The following is an 18,331-nucleotide window of genomic DNA, read 5'->3' as shown; positions in this document are numbered from 1 at the left end:
GGTAGCGAGTAATGTTACAGCCAAAACGTACAAAATTCCGTAAAATGCACAAAGGCCGCAACCGCGGTTTAGCGCAAAACGGTAACAAAGTAAGCTTCGGTACTTTCGGTTTGAAAGCTACTGGCCGTGGCCGTATGACTGCTCGTCAAATCGAAGCAGCTCGTCGTGCTATGACACGTCACGTAAAGCGTCAAGGTAAAATCTGGATTCGTGTATTCCCAGATAAGCCAATTACGAACAAACCATTAGAAGTTCGTATGGGTAAAGGTAAAGGTTCTGTTGAATATTGGGTTGCTGAAATTCAACCTGGTAAAGTACTTTACGAAATGGAAGGTGTTTCTGAAGAGCTTGCTCGTGAAGCATTCAACCTTGCAGCGCGTAAATTACCATTCACAACAACTTTCGTAACTCGGACGGTGATGTAATGAAAGCTAGCGAACTAAAAGACAAAAGCGTAGAAGAGCTAAATGCTGAACTTCTAGGACTTCTTCGTGAGCAGTTCAACCTGCGCATGCAAGCAAGCACTGGTCAGTTAGCTCAGACACACACGCTAAGAACAGTACGTCGCGATATCGCGCGTGTAAAAACAGTTATTAACCAGAAGGCAGGTCAATAATGAGCGATAAAATCCGTACTCTTCAAGGCCGTGTAATCAGCGACAAGATGGACAAATCTTTCACTGTTGCTATCGCACGTTACGTGAAGCATCCAGTATATGGTAAATTCATCAAACGTACGACTAAACTACACGTACATGACGAAAACAACACAGCTCAAACTGGTGACGTAGTTACTATTTCTGAGTGCGCTCCTATTTCTAAGACTAAGTCTTGGACTTTAGTAGACGTTGTTGAGCGTCCAAAGAAAGCTTAATTTTTAATTAAGTTTCCTTACTAAAAAGCCCCGGCATCTGCTGGGGCTTTTTGTTTTTAAAATACAGCAATATGCTGATCGAGAGAGTGGCTTTTTAACTTGAGTTCATTAACTCAAGTTTGTTACCGCTATGCCAATTCATTTCTCACATGCTTTAAATAGGCTTGTAGGCTTTCTTGCCAAAGTACCATGGCATCAGTTAATGAATCCTTCAAAGGTTTGTTATCGAGTAGCCTACGCTCAATTTTCTTAAGTTCTAAACCATAGCGGTTAAAGCCTAGTTGCAAAGCTGTGCTAGCTTGGCGGTGGAGTAGCTTGATACACTGATCTTTATCGTCTTCGACGAGCTGCTGGCAGCGGATCAGTTTGTTTCTAGCTGAGAGTACAAACTCGTTGTAAATTGATGACATCTCATCTTCATTGAATGAACTTACAAGAGTGGCTGCGGCCGTTTCATCATAAAGTGTATCACGCAGTTCTACGGCAATACTTGCTGCTTGATTCGTTTGTGAATCACTGAGCGCTTGGCGAAGTTTTTGCTGCTTTATTGGCTTGCCTACAATGTCTTTAATACCGAGTGCTAAGTACTCTTTAATTTCATCCGGACTAAGGCTTGCGGTAAACGCTAATACAGGGATTCGTTGGTTTAAATGGTCAATATTTTTTAGCTTTTTCAGCACTTCTTGGCCAGTTAGATCTGGTAAATTCATATCCAATAATACTACATCAAAGTGATGTTTCTGCATCAGTTCAATTGCGCTGGTACCATCTTTAGCAAGCTTAATTTTGTGTTCATCATCGGCCATAAATTCAATGGCAATTTTCTGGTTTAAATCGAGATCTTCAACTAATAAAACATCAAGACCGGTTACGTAATCTTTTGATTGATGGCGTTGTTCAACTAAGCTGAGTTCACCAATAGCAAGAGGAATATCAAAGCTGAAAGTACTGCCTTTATCTAGTTCACTTTCAATAATCAGTTTACTGCCTAATTTTTCGAGTAAACGACTGGTGATCGCTAAGCCAAGGCCCGTTCCGCCTTTTTCTTTACCTGCGCTGCTTTGTACATAAGGTTCTGTTAGGTATGCAATCTCTTCATCTTCAATACCTGGACCTGAGTCTATTACACTAACACGCACAAGGTGATCTAATTGACCTTCATTTAGCAGTTTAACATGGATTTTCACGGCACCGTGGTCGGTAAATTTAATCGCATTTCCAACAAGATTAATAATTACTTGCCTGAGTTTTTGTTGGTCGCAGTAATAACATGCTTGTTCGGGTAGGTTGTAAATAAGTTCAAATTTTAAGTGTTTTTGCTCTGCTAAAGGGCTTAGTAAAAGGCAGAGGTTATTGAGCCAGGTTTTAAACTCTACGTCTTCTTCGTAAAGCGCTTCATCACGTTGGTCGAGGCTTGCATAGTCGAGTACTTTATCTACCAATAGGTTTAGTGATTCAGCTGAGTTAATTATCGCCTCACAGTAAGGCTTATCTCGTGGGTCACTCGACTGATTCATTATTAACTGTGCACTTCCTAAAATTCCATTTAATGGTGTGCGTATCTCATGGCTGATAGTTGATAAGAATAAGCCACGTATTTCTAGATCTTTATGCGCTTTTTCGGCTAATTGGTTTAAGTTTTGTTCGCGACGTTCATTACATAAAAGTGCCATACCTGTTGCGTAAAAGATCGGCGCGATGACGCCATTTATCAACAAAGGGATACTAAACCAATTTGTAGATAGTAGATTAGCTGCAGTGACATTTTCCATCATTACAGTACGGCCTGTGAAAACCGCTAGAAGAATGCTGAGAATTAAAATATAAACAATACTGCCATTTGGGTAACTTTTACGACCATTACGAATGAATAAAGCCAGTAAAAATAGTACCTCAACGATATGTTGAAGGTCTGAAACCAGAATTCGACTACGTAATTCTGCGCTGTCGGAGGCAAGGTAAATTATGCTGATAGCTAGTACGACGGTAATAGCAATAAAGGTTTTAAAGCCAACGCATTTGGCATTTAAAAACTGGCAAATAGCGAGTACATGAATAATGGAAGCACTAAAGAGCAACGTATTTGCAATGCCAACACTGGCAATATTATTGATGTGGCCATGTAATGCAAAACTCATTACTGATGCAAACATCACTAAAGGATAGAAAATATAAAGTAAAGTACCCGGAGTTTTTTTATTGGTTCGCCATGTAAGATAGTTAAGAAGGGTCATCACTGCCATCATGGCTGCACTGGCGTAATATAAAGTAACAGAATCGAGCATTGTATTTCCGGTGTTTTGCAATCAGTTTGAGCATAAAGTCAATTGCAGTGTTTAGCAACCAGAAACAAAAACAGACGCGGCTGCGTCTGTTTTAATTAGTAGGATGTTTGGTTTAACGAATTTCGTCTGGAATATTTTGCTGTGCCCAAGACAATAGCTCGATACGGTTACGACATTTAGTTTTTCTAAATGCACTATATAAATGAGTTTTAACTGTATGTGGGCTGATGCTTAAGTCTTCAGCAATTTCTTTATTCTTCGAACCTTTACTCATTAGTGAGATAATTGCTTTTTCACGTTTAGTAAGTTTAACCGGTTCGATATCACCATCTGTCAATTTGTGGAGTGCATCTTTATTGAACTGCAACATACGATTTAGTGCGTTACACATGATATCGCGGCGGTACCATAGTTGATCTTCAAGTAATAAACGAATGCCTTTCATTAACACATCTGCATTATCTGTTGTGTAAAATACACCACGAATACCACTTAATAGAGCACGGTTAGCAAGTTCAGGGTTTTCATCTAAGTTAAACAGTACGATATCGCATTTCATTCGAAGATTAACTAGTTGTTCTTTTAACTTACCCCACGGATCAGTGCTTGAAGTTTCAATAAATAACAAGCGTGTTCCTTCTGGTACTTCAGAGATATCAGTACCAGATGTCACTGCAAGTCCTTGTGTTTTTAACAATGGCTCTAATACGTTTATGCCAATAGTGTTAATTGGCTCTGGATCTAATAATAAAAAGGCTGAACTACTCATATATATACACTCTTGAATAAAGTTGACAGTTAAATCCTATCACGCAATCCACCCCTTTCGTATTAGAAATTTCTGAGAGTTGTGCAGGAAAAGTACAGTTTGTGTCTGTTTTCTGTCAAAAATTACAGTTAGTTAACAAAGTGCAGTATGTTAACTAACTGATATATAATTATTATAGCCGAAAATAATATGTTTGTGCTAGTTTTTACAATTGTTTACATATCAAAGTATTAGATCGGTTGTTTTTTCTTATCTTGATATGGAGGCCAGCCCATTTCTTTACCTGCTAGCATGTGTAGATGTATATGGTACACAGTTTGTCCACCATGGTCATTACAGTTCATTACGACGCGAAAACCGTCTTCACTAAAGCCAAATTGCTTGGCGAGCTTTGCTGCAACCACATATAAGTGACCGACTAAAGCTGCATTTTCTTCTGTAACATCGTTAATTGTCGCTATTGGAGTTTTTGGGATGATCAGTACATGAAAAGGGGCTTGCGGGTTGATATCTTTAAAAGCCAGTGATAGCTCATCTTCATAAATAATATCAGCTGGGATCTCTCGGTTAATAATCTTTGTAAAAATAGTCTCTTGGCTCATACTTAGCTCTCTTATAAATGTGGTTAAATGACCACCCACTAATGACAAACTTTATTTGCAGTGTCAAACTGAAACTGCCGCAAGTTGAACAACCAAGGAGTGAACATGCGTAAGTTAGTATTACTGAGTAGTGCGTTAATGCTATTTAACAGTTTTAGCAGTGTAGCTGAGACTATTCACTTTCCAGAAGAGTTTGTACCTTTACAAGTTGGAGAGCGCCTTATTGAGCAGTCGTTTTTCAGTCGTGTTGACGATGTTGAGCTTGCTCCTGGTACATACAAAGTGAAGATGAAATACACAGATCTATACGAACAAGGATACGATGACCATCAAGTTGTTGAGTCTGAGCCGTTTTGGGTTGAGCTCACGGTGGAAAGTGGCAAAGACTATGATTTAGTGTTCAATCGTGCCAATAATGCTGTAGCCGCAGAAGTATTTGCTGAATCACCGCAAGTAAGCTTAAAAGCCAAGGGCAGTGAACTTGCTGTGCCTTTATCTATAGTTAGCTATCGTGTAGCAAGCACGCCAGTACAAGCTGTGGCAAGCGCCCCAGTTGCTGCTACAAGCAACAAGCCTGCGACTGCAAAACCTGTTACATTGCCTGCAAAAGTACCCGGCGGACAAGCAGGACTTAAAAATATGCCAAATGCGGCTGCTATGCTTGAATTTTGGTGGCAACAAGCAAGCCCTGAAGAGCGCCGTGCCTTCTTACAAAAAGTAAGTAACTAATAAAAGAATTAAAAAAGGCGCTGATTTTCAGCGCCTTTTTTGTGTTTGATGACTTACTTTGCAAATAAGTCGTCAACAGTACCTTGTGCAAGTGGGTGGTAACCCGGACGTGCTTTTAAGTACACATCATGTGCCCAGTCTTTTCTACCGTTTTTAATAAGTGCTTTATAGAGTGGCACAATTAATTTACGGCGACCGATGCCTGATAGATGTTTATCTAAAGCAGGGTAGATAGGTTGATAACCATTACCTACCGCTAGCATAAACCATGCGAAAGCGCGCTCTGCATTAGTTGACTGTGTTAGGTTGAATTGATTATCCAGCTCAGTCATTTTTGCAATGCTTAAATCGCGAGGAAGATTATTTAAAAAGTGTAGCCACTCATGAACTGACCAATCTGCTGTTGGTAATTGGGCTGCACTGATCTCACCGTTTAACCATGTTTTGGTTACTGCATCAACTTTATCGAAGGCATCAGAGGTTGGATTCGGTGCATCGCTTGGTAAACCAGGCTCAAAGATCCATTCATTGACTTTATCCATGCTCACTACGCCAGGATATTTGTCGATAAGGTTGGCTTTTAAGTAAGTAACAAATTGAGCTGTTGTAAGGGACTTAAACGCAAACTGGTCAAAGTAACCTTTTACGAATGGGTCGAACTTGTCACGGCCAAATTTGTTTTCAAGATAAATTAAGAAAAGCTGACCTTTAGTGTAAGGCACTGAGCTAAATGCATCATCAGGATCGCGGCCATTAAGTTTTAAGTTAAGGCGCGTATCTGGTGCTGGCAGAGTTTTAAGTAATGCACGTAAGCCGGCTGCATCAAGCGCTTGTTCCATAACTGCGCGGTCACGGCCAAACACTTCTTCCATAATGCGGTTTTCAACGTAAGACGTGAAACCTTCATTTAGCCATAAGTCTTCCCACGTCGCATTAGTCACTAAGTTACCAGACCAAGAGTGAGCAAGCTCGTGAGCAATTAGGTTTACTAAGCTTTTATCACCAGCAACAACTGTTGGGGTGATGAAAGATAAGCGTGGGTTTTCCATGCCACCAAATGGGAAGCTTGGTGGTAGCATTAATAAGTCATAACGACCCCATGCGTATTCACCATACATAGCGTTAGTTTTATCGATCATCGCTTGTGTGTCGTTAAACTCAGCAACAGATGCATCTAAAATTGTTGGCTCAGCAAAGATACCTGTTTGCTTAGACATGGCTTTAAATTCTAAATTACCAGCACCAATTGCGATTAAGTATGGCGAAATTGGTTGTGGCATATTAAATAAGTAATCGCCGTCTTTATAAAGAGCATCTTTATTATCAGCACTCATTACCGCACGAATGTCTTTAGGGGTGTGAATACGTGCCGAGTATGTTACGCGCATTGCTGGCGTATCTTGTACTGGGATCCAGCTACGAGCATGAATTGCTTGTGATTGGCTGTACATAAATGGGTGTGATTTACTGGCTGTTTGCTCTGGCGTTAACCACTGTAAACCTGAAGCTTCTGGGCGGCTGTTGTAGTAAATACGAGCTTTAACCGCTTGGCTTTTAAATTTAATTGTTAATTTTGAGCCCTTCACGTCATCACGTGCAGCAAGGGTGAAGTCAGCCTTGTGCCAGCTGCCTTTTTGATCTTGATACATTACTTTGTCGATATCTAAATCGCGTGTATCAAGTACTAGCGTTTTGCTTGTTGCATTGTGCCAATCTAGCGTGTGCTCAACAAAACCTTCAAGTTGTTTGTCATCAAAATCAACATCTAAATCTAGTAGTAGGTGAGTGGTTGTTACGTCATCTAAGTTTGCGTAAGTGTGCTGGCTGATTGCATCTGCAGTTGCTTGAGAGCAAGCACCGGCCATAGCAAGACTTAAAAGTAATGGTTTAAACTTCATAATAACCCTGGAACGGAAATGAAAAAGAGCTCGTTTTATAACATGATTAGTGCAGTGGGTTGAGTGATTTTTACAATCTAATGCGTATTTTGCGACGATAGGTTACACTAATGCGATTAGTTACCGGTAACCTTTGAGGCGTTTTGTGGCTCAGTCCCTGCAATCTTTTCATACCTTTTCTTTGCCTAGCCAATGCCAGCATTTTTATCAAATTGATGAAGTGGATCAGCTTTTAAGCACAGACTTTTCTAAGCCATTTTGTATTTTAGGTGAAGGTAGTAATACGGTGTTTTTATCTGACTACCAAGGTTCTGTGATCCACATGAACACGAAGGGCATAGATATAGAGCAGCAAAGTGATGGCTTTTTATTGCACATCGCAGCCGGAGAAAACTGGCACCAATTAGTCTCTATGACCGTTGCCAATGAAATGCCTGGGCTTGAAAACCTTGCTTTAATTCCAGGTACTGTTGGGGCTGCGCCAGTGCAAAATATTGGTGCTTATGGTGTGGAGCTTGAAAAGTTTGTTAGTTATGTTGAGTACTTTGATATTGCAACCAAAACGATAAACCGCTTAGCTAAGAATGAATGCCAATTTGGCTATCGTGATTCTATATTCAAACATGCCTTAAAAAATAAAGCTGTGATCACCCAAGTAGGGTTGCTGTTACCTAAAAAATGGCAGCCAGTGCTTAGTTATGGACCATTGCAACAGCTTTCAGCTCCCTCTCCTCAGCAGGTGTTTGAGCAAATCATCGCAACTAGAAGCAGTAAATTACCAAATCCAAACAAACTTGCGAATGCTGGCAGCTTTTTTAAAAACCCAGTGATCAGTAATGAGCAACTTGCGTTACTTTTAAAACAGTATCCTGAGTTACCTCATTACTTTGTTGATGCTGAGCACCATAAGGTTGCGGCAGGATGGTTGATTGAACAAGCAGGATTAAAAGGTTGTAAAATCGCAGGTATTGAGGTTCATCAACAGCAAGCGTTAGTGCTAGTCAATCATGGTAATAGTACAGGCGATGATTTAATTGCCATGGTAAAACATGTTCAACAACAAGTTTGGCAAAAATATCAGATTGCTCTACAACACGAAGTACGACTGATTAATGCCGTTCATGAGTGTCACATTGAATTAGGAGCTTCATTATGAAAGCACCAGACGGTAATAAGCTCGCTATTTTACATGCTCTGAATACTGGTGGTTTTATTTCTGGTCAGCAATTGGGTGAGCAACTTGGTATTAGCCGCGCAGCAGTGGGTAAACATATTCACTCGTTACAGGAAATGGGGCTCGATATTTTCAAGGTCACTGGTAAAGGGTATTGCCTTAACAATAGTGCAGGCTTACTGAACAAAGATAAAATCGGCCAGTATTATACTGTATTGGGTGGCAGCACCGCTGAGGTCGAAGTGCAGCCAATTATTGATTCAACTAACAGTGAGCTTATGCGCCGTTTGCAAACAGAGGTACCACTGCCATCTGGTAGCGTGTTAGTTGCAGAAATGCAGCAAGCTGGAAGAGGACGCCGTGGGCGCGTTTGGCAATCTCCGTTTGGTGCAAACTTATACTTTAGTTATTTTTGGCGTTTGGATGATGGTTTGCAAGCTGCTATGGGGGTATCTATTGCTGTTGGGCTGGCTGTTTACGATACACTTAAAGCCTTGTACCAATTGGATGTAGAGCTTAAATGGCCAAATGATATCTACTTAAACCGTGAAAAATTAGCAGGTGTATTAGTTGAACTTGATGGTCAACCACAAGGACCTTGCCAGCTTGTAATAGGTATAGGTATCAACTTACATATGCCAGAAAGTGTTAGTCAACACATAGATCAAGCATGGACTGACTTAAGCCAGCATGTAAAGGGGTTAGATAAAAACAAGCTGGTGGCTTATTTGTGCTTTTATTTAGAAAAACGCTTAGCCCAGTATCAGCAATCAGGTTTAAACGGTATGTATCTACAGTGGAATCAGTTAAATGCATTTGCAGGCGAGTGCGTTGAGCTAAATACTGGTCATCGAAGCTGGCGTGGCATTTGCGAAGGGATTGATAACCAAGGTGGCGTGCGCATTCGTCAAGATGGCGAAGTAAAAAGTTATTATGGTGGTGAAATTTCATTACGTAAGGCTGAGCTATGAAACTATTAGTGGATGTTGGCAATACCGCAATTAAAGCCGTTTTATTTGATGGTAAGGGTTATCAAGCATGTGAGCTCAGCAATTTACCTTGGTTACAAATAAAAGAGCTGGTATATGGCTGCGTGGGTAGCGCTGAGCTACTTAAACCTTTATTGGCACAGGCGCAGCAACATGCTGTTCCTTACTTTGAAGCAGAGGTGACAGCTAAACTCGCTATGTTAACCTGCGCCTATCAGCAGTTTCAAAACTTAGGAATTGATCGCTGGCTCGCGGTGATAGCTGCGTATGTAGAATATCCTCAGCAAAACTGCATCATTATCGATGCCGGTACCGCAACGACAATCGATGTGCTCAACAAAGAAGGGGCGCATTTAGGGGGCTGGATTTTACCCGGTCTTGATTTAATGACGTCTTCACTTACCCAAAACACGCAGCGGGTATTTGATGATAAACAAATACCCTTTACTACAGATTTAGGGCGTAATACTCCAAATGGTCTAAAAAATGGTGCCATGGTTGCTACCCTAGGTGCAATCGAGCTAGCAAAACAACATCTTAACCAACAAGATTGTCAGCTATTATTTGCTGGTGGCTATGGCAAACTGTTAGCAGATTCATTTATAGATGCTAAATTTGACAGCTTACTGGTTTTTAAAGGGCTGAATTATTGGCATGAAATAGCCACAAAATAGTAAAAGTATGGGTATTTGTCTGAATAGTGAGCGTTTAACACATAAAATCACATTTTTTTTAATTTTATGGTTGCATCACAATAAACCTTACCTTAGAATCTCGCCCCGTACTAAAGCAGTGCCGACTTAGCTCAGTTGGTAGAGCAACTGACTTGTAATCAGTAGGTCATCCGTTCAACTCGGATAGTCGGCACCACTTTCCTTTTACCGGAAGTGACTTAGTAAAGAATTTTCGTGGAGGGGTTCCCGAGCGGCCAAAGGGATCAGACTGTAAATCTGACGGCTCAGCCTTCGCTGGTTCGAATCCAGCTCCCTCCACCACTTTATTCTTGACGGTTAGAGGTAGTTTAAGAACAGGTTCCTATGCGGGCATCGTATAATGGCTATTACCTCAGCCTTCCAAGCTGATGATGCGGGTTCGATTCCCGCTGCCCGCTCCAGACTTCTGGTGTTGCTGATATAGCTCAGTTGGTAGAGCGCACCCTTGGTAAGGGTGAGGTCGGCAGTTCAAATCTGCCTATCAGCACCAGTATCGAGAACTCATCTTAATATCTTCCTTTATCTGTCAGAAAAAACTATTTGAAATTTGAAAAAATTAAATTAATCTACCCTCGGTGGATTATTTTCATATGTAATCTAGATACACAAAACTGATAGGTTCCGTCATGGCAAAAGAAAAGTTTGAACGCGTAAAACCGCACGTAAACGTTGGTACAATCGGCCACGTTGACCACGGTAAAACAACTCTAACAGCAGCAATCACAAACGTACTTGCAAAAGTATACGGTGGTGTAGCTAAAGACTTCGCATCAATCGATAACGCTCCAGAAGAGCGTGAGCGTGGTATCACAATCTCAACTTCACACGTTGAGTACGATACTCCTACTCGTCACTACGCACACGTAGACTGTCCAGGACACGCCGATTATGTTAAAAACATGATCACTGGTGCTGCTCAAATGGACGGCGCAATCCTAGTAGTTGCTGCGACTGACGGTCCTATGCCACAAACTCGTGAGCACATCCTACTTTCTCGTCAGGTTGGTGTACCTTACATCATCGTATTCATGAACAAATGTGACATGGTTGACGACGAAGAGCTACTTGAGTTAGTTGAGATGGAAGTTCGTGAACTTCTTTCAGAGTACGACTTCCCAGGTGATGACTTACCACTAATCCAAGGTTCTGCGCTTAAAGCGTTAGAAGGCGAGAAAGAGTGGGAAGACAAAATCGTTGAGCTTGCAGAAGCACTAGATTCTTACATCCCAGAGCCAGAGCGTGACATCGATAAGCCATTCATCATGCCTATCGAAGACGTATTCTCAATCCAAGGTCGTGGTACTGTTGTAACTGGCCGTGTTGAAGCTGGTATCATCAACGTGAATGACGAAGTTGAAATCGTAGGTATCAAAGAAACTACGAAGACAACTTGTACAGGTGTTGAGATGTTCCGTAAGCTTCTAGACGAAGGTCGTGCGGGTGAGAACATCGGTGCACTTCTACGTGGTACTAAGCGTGAAGACGTTGAACGTGGTCAAGTACTAGCTAAGCCTGGTTCAATCACTCCACACACGAAGTTCACTTCAGAAGTATACGTACTTTCTAAAGATGAAGGTGGTCGTCACACTCCATTCTTCAAAGGTTACCGTCCACAGTTCTACTTCCGTACAACTGACGTAACAGGTGACGTACAGTTACCAGACGGCGTTGAAATGGTAATGCCTGGTGATAACATCAAGATGACTGTAGAACTAATCTGCCCAATCGCGATGGACGAAGGTTTACGCTTCGCTATCCGTGAAGGTGGTCGTACAGTTGGTGCTGGTGTTGTTGCAACTATCGTTGAGTAATCAACTATAGTAATGCATCAAGCATTAAGAAAAACCCGAGCTTAGTCTCGGGTTTTTTTATGGGTGAAAAAGCTATCAGCTGTATGCTTTAAGCCGCTTTTTCATTTCCCTAACGCTTTGTCTAGCTCTTCTCTTAAGCGTGGGCTTTTTAGATTTTCAGCCATAATTTCGGCAACTTTTGCATTACTGCTATTTTCAAGAGTAGTTATTCGTTCTGCTAAATCGGTGGCGAAACTATTATTTCCGTCTCGCATTGCACGGAAAAATTGTCCAATCAGTGCAGTAGCAGAAATATTGCGAACATAATTATTATCGTCCGTTTGTAGTAACTTCTGAAAATGCTCAGCGAGTTTTGGCGAAACGTTTGTTTGCCGAGATAAACTCTCTAGGGCACTAACTCGGATCTTGGCATCATTAGTGTATTCACTGATGCTTATCATGGCATCGATTACTGCATTTGCTTGGCTTTCATCTAGGTCGCGCCTGAGCATGCTTAAGGTCATTTTTAGTTGGCCGTATGCTGCTAAACGCTCATTTTCTGATTTGCTTAAATTAAGCAATGTTGCGAGTGCTTCATTTATCGAAGAGTCAGCATATTGTGGGTCTGCTTTAATGCGTTCGCGGTAGTCGTCAGGTAAATTACTTAGCCAACCAAGAGCTGGGTTTCTCTTTTCAATCTCGGCACGTCGCTCACTTTCTTGTTGTTCGATTGCTTGCTTTACCAATGAGGCAAGTAGCTCAGGAGCAATGGTTGGAGTTTGATGCTCAAGCTCGTGAATGCGTGTTTCTAGGTCTAAAATATAGCCATGTAAAGCAATGAGATTTTCTCGGTCTTGCTCAGGAATAGCTAACTCTTTTAAGTTAGATTTTGCTGGTTGAATTAGAAAAGGTTTGTCAGTAGGAGTTGATTTTGTTTGGCTATAAATTGATAAGCCCAGTGCAATGCTTGCAAAAACCAACGCAATATTCCCTTGCCAAGTCGACATATCACATCACCCAAATTGCTTTGTAATACTAGCAGATTAAAACAGGCTATTTGTATTATCAATTACTTATATTGATAAAAAAGCGCAGCTAGTTAGCTGCGCTTTTAAATAGAGTTAAAGCTGATTAATGGGCTTTTGCGTATGCTTCGGCTTGTTGCCATACGCGTAGCATATTGCCACTTAAAATCTTTTTGATGTCTTTATCGCTATAACCACGGTCCATTAGACCTTGCACTAGGTTCGGATAGCTAGACACATCTTTTAAGCCAGTAGGTAGAGAGTCGCCTACACCATCGTAATCTGAGCCAATACCCACATAATCGATGCCAATTAGTTCAACTACATGGTCAATGTGATCAAGTACTTGCTCTAAGCTTGCAAATGGGAATGGGTTTTTAGCACGATAAGCTGCGTCAAAATCTTTGCTTAGTTTAGTACCGTCTTTTTTCTTATCGGCTTTTGCAGATTTTAGTTGATCGTACCAAGAGCCAGCTTTTGCTGTAACAAAGCTTGAGCCGAAGTTAATTTGAATAACCCCACCATTCTTTTTCAGCGCCAATAGCATGTCATCATTCATATTACGCTCAAAACCAGGCGTATACTTACGAAGTGACGAGTGTGAAGCAATCACTGGTACTTTTGAAATTTCCATTACTTGGTAAAACGCATCATCAGAAATATGCGAAACATCAACTAGCATACCAATGTTGTTCATTTCTTTTACTAGTTCTTTACCAAATGGGCTCAGGCCTTTCCACTTACGACGAATATCATAAGATGAATCAGAAATATGGTTGCTTTGTGAGTGAGCTAGAGTGATGTAACGTACGCCACGCTCATAAAAATGCTTAAGGTTTTTAATGTCGCCTTCGATAGGCGAGCCGTTTTCCATACCCATAGCAATCGACATTTTGCCTTGTTTAAATTGCTCTTTAATATCGGCAGTAGAGTCTGCAATAGCGAACTTATTTGGCGCGCGTTGCACAATGGCTTCCATAGAATCGATCAGCTGATTTGCTAATTGATAGCTCTTACCTTTGCCTTCAAACTCTAGGTTTGCAGGAATGTAAATTGACATGAAAGGGGCATTCAAACCACCTTGCACTGCACGTGGATAATCAAAGTCTCCGTCGCTTGTGGCTTTTGTTACATCTGCCCATTTGTTATGAATACGGTAAGGCACATCGATATGGGTATCGATTAAAATAGTTTCTTTTGCCAGCTTAATGGCTTTATCTGATGCAGTAACCTGAGCTGCGTTTGCTTGACCAATCAGGGCCAAAGAAACCGCAGCAACCAGTGAGCTTAGTTTTTTCATTTTTAATGGCTCTTTAAGTTAAAAAGTCATTGTGAAGGGTTACTGTATAACTTACAAGTTTAGTCGTTAAACGACGCTTGGTACTCTGGATCGGCTTGCAAAGCGATGAATTCAGCTTTAGAGATAATCGTAACTGACTCATGTAACTCAGAAAAAAACACCATAGCTTCACCACTTTTAAGTTGTTGGTGAACCTGCGCGACCTTGCTTTCAATACTAAACTCTTGTTCGCCGTAATCAGTACCTTCACGTAAAACATAGCTTTCGATTAAATTATGTAGGGTTTCTTTATCAAGGCGGTCGTGAGGAATGATCATAGCTGCTCTTTCTTAATTAATTGTTGAAAATACTCTGGAACAATACTTTCAAGCCAATACTTGGGTTTAAAAGGGTTTTTGCCGCTAATAAAGCCAACATGACCACCTTGTTCAGAGATGCGCAGCGTAACATGTTCACTCACATCTAAGCTATCTGGCACAGCTTTTATTGATAACATAGGGTCATCTTTGGCGTGCACAATAAGCGTCGGCGTTGCAATGCTTTTCAAAAATGGTTTTGCGCTAGCTTGTTGATAATAATCTTCAGCGCCAGCAAAGCCATGTAGTGGTGCTGTGAGCATGTTATCGAATTGCCATAAGTCATCAATCGCCATTAGTTTTTCAGGTGTTAAGTTAATTTGCTGTTCGATTTGTGGCAGCTTTCTTTGCATTGATTTTTTCATACGGTCGAGCAAATACTTTTGATATATTTTGCCCAAGCTTTTGCGAATAACTTCACAAGACGATGACAAGTCAAATGGCGCAGACACAACTGCTGCGCCTGTTAAGTTCGATTTAGCACCTTGCTCACCTAAATATTTTGCAAGCACATTACCACCTAATGAAAAGCCCACAGCAAAAAGCGGGCGTTTTGGAAATTTGCTCTTAAGGTGGCTGATGAAAAAGCGTAGGTCCTCTGTTTCTCCACTGTGATAAGCGCGTGCTAAACGGTTAACTTCGCGTGAGCAGTTTCGAAAATGCATTAACACCACTGCAAAGCCTTGCTGCTTTAGTTTTTTCATCATGCCTTTAGCATAAAAACTATTTATGTTGCCTTCTAAACCATGCAATACAATGGCGAGTGGGGCTTGTTCGTTATGAGGGATTGCCCAAGCTAGTTCTAAAAAGTCACCATCAGGGGTATCGATTGTCGATAAGTCGTAGCGGGTATTATGAAAAGGGCGAAAAAAGCGCGGCATTATGGTTTGTAAATGGCGATTGCGCATCCACCACGCAGGCTTAAACTCAGGTAACATAGCTGACACTTTCGAAACAAAATAAGCGCCTATTGTAGCAAGTTTTTGCTTTTTGAGAACCGCTGCGAGATTTTAGCTATATACAAATAAAAAGCCCCTAAACAATAAATTGAATAGGGGCTTTGTGCGTCGTGCTTAATTCTTACTTAGGAACTTCTGCGTCGTGAACTTTTTTAATAAAGTAACCAACATAGAAAAGGCATAAAACGATAACAACTGCCAAAATGCCGAATGACATAAATAAAACTGGGTCGCTAAAAAAATCTCTGAAGAATACGTTCATGGTTGTGCCTCCTAATGTCTATGAGTTAATCATAGGCTGGCTTGAGGACGGCTGATATGATCCAGATCAAGCAATTTTCCTGATGCTAACTAAGGCGATTTAATAGTTGATTTGGATCAAGTTTAATGGGGGCGTTGAGAGTTAAGCAGAGCGATTGGATGGTCTTTTAATGTTGTTAGCTTGATTTTTAATTAAATGGTAGGAGAAATTTTATCGCTTATCGCTTATCGCTTATCGCTTATCGCTTATCGCTTATCGCTTATATATAGCATTATATTGTTAGTATTAGGATACCGAGAGAGTGCCATGCTATTTAATGTGTTTATAAGTAATTGTTGTTGCTGTTTTTCGAGCTTGAGTTCTGCGCTGAGTAACTCTTTGCGAATAGTGGGGTAGTCTGGAAGCTCGGTTTGTATAGTTTTAAGGTAGGCGCGTGTTGCACGTAAGGGTTGTAAAGCGTGCTGGTCAAACTCGGCTATGCATGACTCAAGCTCACTTAGTTGAGGTGGGGTTACAGCAAGCTCTAATGAGTCCAGATAATAAAGCAGTAGGCAAAGGTTCACATTTTTGCCTTGCTGGTTTTGATAGTCTAGTAGCTTTGTTTGCATGCCATCTTTGCTGTAAAGCTGACATGCAAACTGCCAAAATTCCTCGCTGTTAAGCGTTTTCATCGGCAAAGGCCTGCTCTTTTTCTTCAAGCTCTTCAAGTGCCATGAGTAGCTCTTCTTCAACGTCATTTAGCTTCGGGGTTAAGTTTGCTTGTTTACTAAGCAGCTCTGTCAGTTTGGCTTTATTTTCATCATTGTATAAGTCATTGTCAGCAAGTGCATTTTCGATTTCTCCAAGCTCTGTAGAATACTTATCAAGTAGCTTTTCAAGCTTTTCGATTTGCTTTTTCAACGGCTGTACTGACTTTCTAAATTCTGCCTCTAAGCGCTTTTGCTCTTTACGGTTAACGCTTGAATGTGCTTTAGAGGCATTGTCTTCAGTGCTTTTAGCAGCTTCTTTGTTAGCATTGAGTAGCCATTGGTAATAGGCATCAAGGTCATAACCAAATTGTGTTACTTCGCCGTTATCAACGAGGTAATACTCATCAGCGGTATTTTTTAGCATGTGACGGTCGTGCGATACGGTAACCATAGCACCTTCGAAGCCTTGTAGTGCCATCACTAGGGCATGGCGCATTTCTAAATCTAGGTGGTTAGTTGGCTCATCCAGTAACAGAAGGTTTGGCTTTTGATACACCAGCATGGCTAATACTAAACGGGCTTTTTCACCGCCAGAAAATGGCGCAACTGGCTCAAGTGCTTTATCACCAAAAAAAGCAAAGCCACCTAAAAAGTCACGCAGTGATTGCTCTGGAGCTTGCGGGTTTAAACGTTGTAAATGGGTCACAGCACTGGCTTTTAAATCAAGTGACTCAAGCTGATGCTGAGCAAAGTAACCAATATTTAAGCCTTGATGCTGAAATACTTCTCCAGCTTGAGGCTGTAAATCGCCGGCTAATAATTTAATGAGTGTTGACTTACCCGCGCCATTACGGCCAAGCAGGGCGATGCGACTACCTGGAACAAGATTTAGCTTGATGCTATGTAAAATGGTGATGTCGCCATAACCTGCTTTGGCTTGGTCGAGTGTCATTAATGGATTTGGCAGGGCCGTTGGCTCAGCAAACTCAAAATCAAAGGGTGAGTCAACATGGGCTGGGGCCAATTTTTCCATACGCTCTAGCGCTTTTACGCGGCTTTGTGCTTGCTTAGCTTTACTGGCTTTTGCTTTAAAGCGAGTAATAAACTTTTCAAGGTGAGCAATCTGTTCTTGTTGTTTTTCGAACATCGCTTGTTGTTGTAATAAGCGCTCTGCTTTTTGACGTTCGAATTGCGAGTAGTTGCCTTTATAAACGTTTATTTTTTGTGAGTCTATGTGCCAAATTTGGTCAACCACGGCATCGAGGAACTCTCTGTCATGGGAAATGAGCACCAGAGTGCCTGTGTAGGCCCGTAAAAAACGTTCTAACCAATACACGGCATCTAGGTCTAAGTGGTTGGTTGGTTCATCCAGCAGCAATAAATCGGCATCACGTATAAGCGCTTGCGCCAAGTTTAAGCGCATACGCCAACCACCCGAAAAGGCGCTCACCGGGTTGTCTATTTGCTCATTACTAAAACCTAAACCGTGTAACAGTTCGCCGGCTTTTGCTTCAATGCTGTAGCCTTGAATATATTCTAGGCCAATATGTGCTTTAGCTTGCGCATCGCCATCATTATTTTGCTCAGCTTCGCGTAGTGCAATTCTTAGCGCGTAATATTCAGGATGGCCTTGTAATACATAATCGAGGGCACTGATTTCGAGCGCGGGTGTTTCTTGCTTTACAGAGGCTATTGACCAGTCTTTAGGAATTTGGCATTCACCGGCATCGAGTTGCAATTCAGACTTTAATAGCGCGAACAGCGTTGATTTACCACAGCCATTAGCGCCAACAAGGCCGACTTTATGCTCTGGGAATAAGGTTGCAGAGGCACCTTTTAATAAGGCGTTACCACCACGTAGAAGTTCGATGTCTGAAATTTGGATCATGAAAGTTTACTTGCACAGCACTAATTAAAT

19 protein-coding genes and 4 tRNA genes are annotated in these 18,331 nt (G+C 41.3%); 12 read left to right on the top strand and 11 right to left on the bottom strand.

Annotation, left to right across the window (positions count from 1 at the left end):
• Positions 1-11: 11 nt before the first annotated feature.
• Genes rplP through rpsQ form a run of 3 tightly spaced genes read left to right on the top strand, consistent with a single transcriptional unit; the run spans position 12 to position 873 of the window.
• Positions 12-425: a 50S ribosomal protein L16 gene (rplP, locus tag J8Z25_RS16185; RefSeq protein ID WP_036974208.1), complete on the top strand. Its 414-nt coding sequence runs from the start codon at positions 12-14 to the stop codon at positions 423-425.
• Positions 425-616 carry a 50S ribosomal protein L29 gene (gene rpmC / locus J8Z25_RS16180; RefSeq protein WP_054552371.1) on the top strand — a complete coding sequence of 64 codons (192 nt, stop codon included), beginning with the start codon at positions 425-427 and terminating at the stop codon, positions 614-616. Before rplP ends, rpmC begins: the two co-directional genes overlap by 1 nt.
• Entirely contained in the window at positions 616-873 is a 258-nt protein-coding gene (gene rpsQ, locus J8Z25_RS16175; protein WP_054552372.1) for a 30S ribosomal protein S17, read from the top strand. The genes rpmC and rpsQ overlap by 1 nt, the downstream gene beginning before the upstream one ends.
• Positions 874-1,001: 128 nt before the next feature.
• On the opposite strand, the gene J8Z25_RS16170 is transcribed toward rpsQ, so the two are convergent.
• The 3 genes from J8Z25_RS16170 to J8Z25_RS16160 all read right to left on the bottom strand — a co-directional run bounded on the left by J8Z25_RS16170 (position 1,002) and on the right by J8Z25_RS16160 (position 4,529).
• Entirely contained in the window at positions 1,002-3,158 is a 2,157-nt protein-coding gene (locus J8Z25_RS16170; RefSeq protein ID WP_250661420.1) for an ATP-binding protein, read from the bottom strand.
• A 112-nt stretch (positions 3,159-3,270) separates the two neighbouring features.
• Entirely contained in the window at positions 3,271-3,927 is a 657-nt protein-coding gene (locus tag J8Z25_RS16165) for a helix-turn-helix transcriptional regulator (protein ID WP_063701100.1), read from the bottom strand.
• Between the two features lie 230 nt (positions 3,928-4,157).
• The gene (locus J8Z25_RS16160) at positions 4,158-4,529 is read right to left on the bottom strand and encodes a histidine triad nucleotide-binding protein (RefSeq protein WP_130050279.1); all 372 of its coding nucleotides are present in this window, start codon (positions 4,527-4,529) and stop codon (positions 4,158-4,160) included.
• A gap of 105 nt (positions 4,530-4,634) precedes the next feature.
• On the opposite strand from J8Z25_RS16160, the gene J8Z25_RS16155 reads away from it, so the two are divergent.
• Positions 4,635-5,258, top strand: coding sequence for a DUF2057 domain-containing protein (locus tag J8Z25_RS16155; protein WP_250661419.1), 624 nt, complete (start codon positions 4,635-4,637; stop codon positions 5,256-5,258).
• A 53-nt stretch (positions 5,259-5,311) separates the two neighbouring features.
• On the opposite strand, the gene J8Z25_RS16150 is transcribed toward J8Z25_RS16155, so the two are convergent.
• Positions 5,312-7,156 (bottom strand): M1 family metallopeptidase, encoded by a 1,845-nt coding sequence (locus J8Z25_RS16150; protein ID WP_130050281.1) that lies wholly within the window; start codon positions 7,154-7,156, stop codon positions 5,312-5,314.
• Positions 7,157-7,301: 145 nt separating this feature from the next.
• Here J8Z25_RS16150 and murB point away from each other — a divergent pair, with 145 nt between their 5' ends.
• The 8 genes from murB (at position 7,302) to tuf (ending at position 11,843) form a co-directional block, all read left to right on the top strand.
• On the top strand, positions 7,302-8,312 hold the full coding sequence (gene murB / locus J8Z25_RS16145; RefSeq protein WP_130050282.1) for a UDP-N-acetylmuramate dehydrogenase: 1,011 nt from the start codon (positions 7,302-7,304) through the stop codon (positions 8,310-8,312).
• The gene (gene birA, locus J8Z25_RS16140; RefSeq protein WP_250661418.1) at positions 8,309-9,301 is read left to right on the top strand and encodes a bifunctional biotin--[acetyl-CoA-carboxylase] ligase/biotin operon repressor BirA; all 993 of its coding nucleotides are present in this window, start codon (positions 8,309-8,311) and stop codon (positions 9,299-9,301) included. The genes murB and birA overlap by 4 nt, the downstream gene beginning before the upstream one ends.
• Positions 9,298-9,993: a type III pantothenate kinase gene (locus tag J8Z25_RS16135; RefSeq protein ID WP_250661417.1), complete on the top strand. Its 696-nt coding sequence runs from the start codon at positions 9,298-9,300 to the stop codon at positions 9,991-9,993. Before birA ends, J8Z25_RS16135 begins: the two co-directional genes overlap by 4 nt.
• A 120-nt stretch (positions 9,994-10,113) precedes the next feature.
• A tRNA-Thr gene (locus J8Z25_RS16130) sits at positions 10,114-10,189 on the top strand.
• 40 nt (positions 10,190-10,229) lie between these two features.
• A tRNA-Tyr gene (locus tag J8Z25_RS16125) sits at positions 10,230-10,314 on the top strand.
• Between the two features lie 44 nt (positions 10,315-10,358).
• Positions 10,359-10,433, top strand: a tRNA-Gly gene (locus J8Z25_RS16120).
• A gap of 13 nt (positions 10,434-10,446) precedes the next feature.
• A tRNA-Thr gene (locus J8Z25_RS16115) sits at positions 10,447-10,522 on the top strand.
• A gap of 136 nt (positions 10,523-10,658) precedes the next feature.
• Positions 10,659-11,843: an elongation factor Tu gene (gene tuf, locus J8Z25_RS16110; RefSeq protein ID WP_054564107.1), complete on the top strand. Its 1,185-nt coding sequence runs from the start codon at positions 10,659-10,661 to the stop codon at positions 11,841-11,843.
• A gap of 101 nt (positions 11,844-11,944) precedes the next feature.
• Here tuf and J8Z25_RS16105 read toward each other — a convergent pair whose 3' ends face one another.
• From J8Z25_RS16105 to J8Z25_RS16075, 7 genes are all read right to left on the bottom strand, one after another.
• Positions 11,945-12,829 carry a hypothetical protein gene (locus tag J8Z25_RS16105; RefSeq protein WP_250661416.1) on the bottom strand — a complete coding sequence of 295 codons (885 nt, stop codon included), beginning with the start codon at positions 12,827-12,829 and terminating at the stop codon, positions 11,945-11,947.
• Between the two features lie 124 nt (positions 12,830-12,953).
• Positions 12,954-14,147, bottom strand: a complete 1,194-nt coding sequence (locus J8Z25_RS16100) for a dipeptidase (protein ID WP_167658448.1) — start codon at positions 14,145-14,147, stop codon at positions 12,954-12,956.
• Positions 14,148-14,206: 59 nt separating this feature from the next.
• A complete protein-coding gene (locus J8Z25_RS16095; protein WP_167658447.1) occupies positions 14,207-14,464 on the bottom strand; it encodes a YheU family protein in 258 nt (85 codons plus the stop codon).
• On the bottom strand, positions 14,461-15,441 hold the full coding sequence (locus J8Z25_RS16090) for a hydrolase (RefSeq protein WP_130050288.1): 981 nt from the start codon (positions 15,439-15,441) through the stop codon (positions 14,461-14,463). The genes J8Z25_RS16095 and J8Z25_RS16090 overlap by 4 nt, the downstream gene beginning before the upstream one ends.
• 142 nt (positions 15,442-15,583) lie before the next feature.
• A complete protein-coding gene (locus J8Z25_RS16085; protein WP_074989877.1) occupies positions 15,584-15,724 on the bottom strand; it encodes a DUF3149 domain-containing protein in 141 nt (46 codons plus the stop codon).
• A 245-nt stretch (positions 15,725-15,969) separates the two neighbouring features.
• Positions 15,970-16,395, bottom strand: a complete 426-nt coding sequence (locus tag J8Z25_RS16080; protein ID WP_130050289.1) for a TIGR02444 family protein — start codon at positions 16,393-16,395, stop codon at positions 15,970-15,972.
• Positions 16,382-18,301 carry an ATP-binding cassette domain-containing protein gene (locus tag J8Z25_RS16075; protein WP_167658445.1) on the bottom strand — a complete coding sequence of 640 codons (1,920 nt, stop codon included), beginning with the start codon at positions 18,299-18,301 and terminating at the stop codon, positions 16,382-16,384. Before J8Z25_RS16075 ends, J8Z25_RS16080 begins: the two co-directional genes overlap by 14 nt.
• Positions 18,302-18,331 lie beyond the last annotated feature (30 nt).

This window comes from Pseudoalteromonas sp. SCSIO 43101, assembly GCF_023650775.1.
In the GTDB taxonomy this organism is placed as follows: Bacteria; Pseudomonadota; Gammaproteobacteria; order Enterobacterales; family Alteromonadaceae; genus Pseudoalteromonas; species Pseudoalteromonas apostichopi.
The sequence above is the reverse complement of the archived record's forward strand: the minus strand, read 5'-3'. Positions and strand labels throughout refer to the sequence as shown.